Here is a 2,407-nt window from a genome sequence, read left to right as displayed (position 1 = left end):
GCATCAATCACTGCCCTGGTTTTGCCACAGGATGGAACTGTTTACTTTGAATTCATCAATCAAACCATCGCTGACCTTCAATTGGGTAAGTAATCTAAATTCTCTATTTTTCTCCACTACATTTACAAGATTCGTCTATAATACAATCCAACAACCACTAAAAAGGATGGAGAGATGGAACAATATCGTATTTCCCCAAAGACGAAGGTTAACTTAAACGAATTTGCAACCCGCTATGAAGGCGAGTTGGAAAAGAAAGCCGGAAAAGACCTTCTCAAAGAACACAACAAAACCCTCAGGGACTTGCAGGAATTACTCTATGCTGAACATAAGCAGAAAATTCTGATTGTCCTGCAAGGGATTGATACAGCCGGCAAGGACAGCACCATTGAACATGTTTTTGGCGATGTCAACCCACAGGGAACCAAGGTCGCAAATTTCAAAGTGCCGACCCCGCGGGAATTAGCGCACGACTACCTTTGGCGCGTGCATCAACACACCCCCGGCAGTGGAGAAATTGTGATCTTCAATCGCTCCCACTATGAAGACGTCCTGGTGGTGCGCGTCCATTCATTGGTTCCCAAATCCGTGTGGGAAAAACGCTATGCGCACATTAATGCTTTCGAAAAACTCCTGGCGGATGAGGGCACCACGATCCTGAAATTTTTCTTGTTCGTCAGCAAAAAAGAACAGGCGGAGCGCTTCCTGGCTAGGTTAGACCGACCCCATAAACGCTGGAAATTTAATCCCGATGACCTGGATGAGCGGAAACGTTGGGATGAATACATTGCCGCCTATGAAGACATGCTCAGCAAGACCAGTACCGATTATGCCCCCTGGTATGTCATCCCCAGCGATCGAAAATGGCATCGAAACCTGACTGTCGCCTCAATTATCATTGATAAATTACAAAGCCTGAACATGCAGGTACCGGATGAGGTGCCAAACATTGATCAATACCGCGGAAAATTAACCGCCATGATCAATGGTGAAGAGGAATGACCGAAGCACATTTGGAGGATTTCCCACGTTTTGTGATTGCAGGGCGCCTTGATCGCGACACAATTCTGCCGATCTCGGGTCCTGCAAACATTGACGTGTTGGGTGGCAACCTGGCTTATGCGGCTGTAGGTTTGAACTTGTGGGGGCAAACTGCTGGCTTGTTAGCGCGGGTAGGCAATGAGTTTCCTTTGGACTGGCTAAAGCGTTTTGAGACCTTAGGCTTTGACCTGAATGGGATCAAGATCCTTTCTGAAACGATCGACCACCGCCGGTTCCTAGCCCACACGGATGCCACAACCACCCATACCCAAAACCCGGTACAGCATTTTGCAGACCGTGGATTGGCTTATCCACCATTTTTGCTGGATTACACGCCCAAAAAACCCGATGCCGATAGTCGCAAGACACCCTCTTCCCAGTCCATTCATATTTCAGATATTCCAAAACACTTTTTAGAAGCCAGTGCGGTTCATATTTGCCCCATTGACTACGTTTCGCATATGATCCTCCCCTCTATCTTTCACCAGGGTCAGGCAACCACGATCACGCTTACCTCCAACCCGGGGTACATGTCACCATCCTTTTGGGAAGAAATCCCGTCGCTCCTTTCAGGATTGACGGCGTTTATCACACAAGAAAATGAGATACGCCAGCTTTTTCAGGGGCGACAAACCGATTTATGGGAGATGGCAGGGATTTTGGGTGATCACGGGCCAGAATTTATCCTGATCCAAACGCCTTCTAGGGTGATTTACCTATATGACCAGATCAACCAGAGACGTTGGATTGTGCCAAACTACCCCGGAAGTGTCGTTGATCCCACCGGGGCAAAGGATGCCTTTGCTGGTGGTTTTTTGGCAGGATACCGAAAATTTTACGACCCGCTGGAAGCAACCCTGCTTGGTAATATCTCTACTTCTCTGGTTGTGGAGGGCAGCGGCGTTTTTTACGCGCTGAATACCATGCCGGGCTTGCCTGAAGCTCGGCTAAAAGCCCTGCGCGAACTGGTAAGAGCGGCTTGAACGCGGGTAAATGAAAACGTCAAAAATAAAAACAATGCACCTGTTGTGGGTGCATTGTTTTATTATCCGGACGAAAAATACTCTGAAGTTTAAAGTCGCTTAAGAAAATGTCCAATTTTTTCCAGTGCTTTTTCAATTTTGTCATAACTGGTGGCATAAGAGCAGCGCACAAATCCGCTCCCTGCATCGCCGAAGGAGGAACCTGGCACGACAGCCACCTTTTCTTCCATCAACAAGCGCTCAGCAAAAGCCTCATCGCTTAAACCTGTATTGTGAACGCTTGGGAAAACGTAAAAAGCGCCATGGGGTTCAAAGGTAGGCAAACCAAGCTCATTCAAACCAGAATGGATCAGTCTCCGTCGCCGGTCATATTCTGCCAGCAT

The 2,407-nt window shown here is 47.8% G+C and carries 3 protein-coding genes; 2 read left to right on the top strand and 1 reads right to left on the bottom strand.

What is annotated here, in order from left to right; all coding sequences use genetic code 11:
* Positions 1-174: 174 nt before the first annotated feature.
* Positions 175-1,002, top strand: coding sequence for a polyphosphate kinase 2 family protein (locus tag V2I46_04320; GenBank protein ID MEE4176714.1), 828 nt, complete (start codon positions 175-177; stop codon positions 1,000-1,002).
* Complete coding sequence (locus tag V2I46_04315; GenBank protein ID MEE4176713.1) at positions 999-2,024, top strand: carbohydrate kinase family protein; 1,026 nt, start codon at positions 999-1,001, stop codon at positions 2,022-2,024. The genes V2I46_04320 and V2I46_04315 overlap by 4 nt, the downstream gene beginning before the upstream one ends.
* Before the next feature lie 89 nt (positions 2,025-2,113).
* Here the strand turns inward: V2I46_04315 and V2I46_04310 are convergent.
* Positions 2,114-2,407, bottom strand: a 294-nt coding sequence (locus V2I46_04310) for an aminotransferase class I/II-fold pyridoxal phosphate-dependent enzyme (protein ID MEE4176712.1), incomplete at its 5' end; no start/stop codon positions are given.

This window comes from Bacteroides sp. (assembly GCA_036351255.1).
Classification (GTDB): domain Bacteria; phylum Bacteroidota; class Bacteroidia; order Bacteroidales; family UBA7960; genus UBA7960.
Note: the sequence above shows the minus strand (reverse complement) of the source record. Positions and strands in the feature narration are given on the sequence as shown.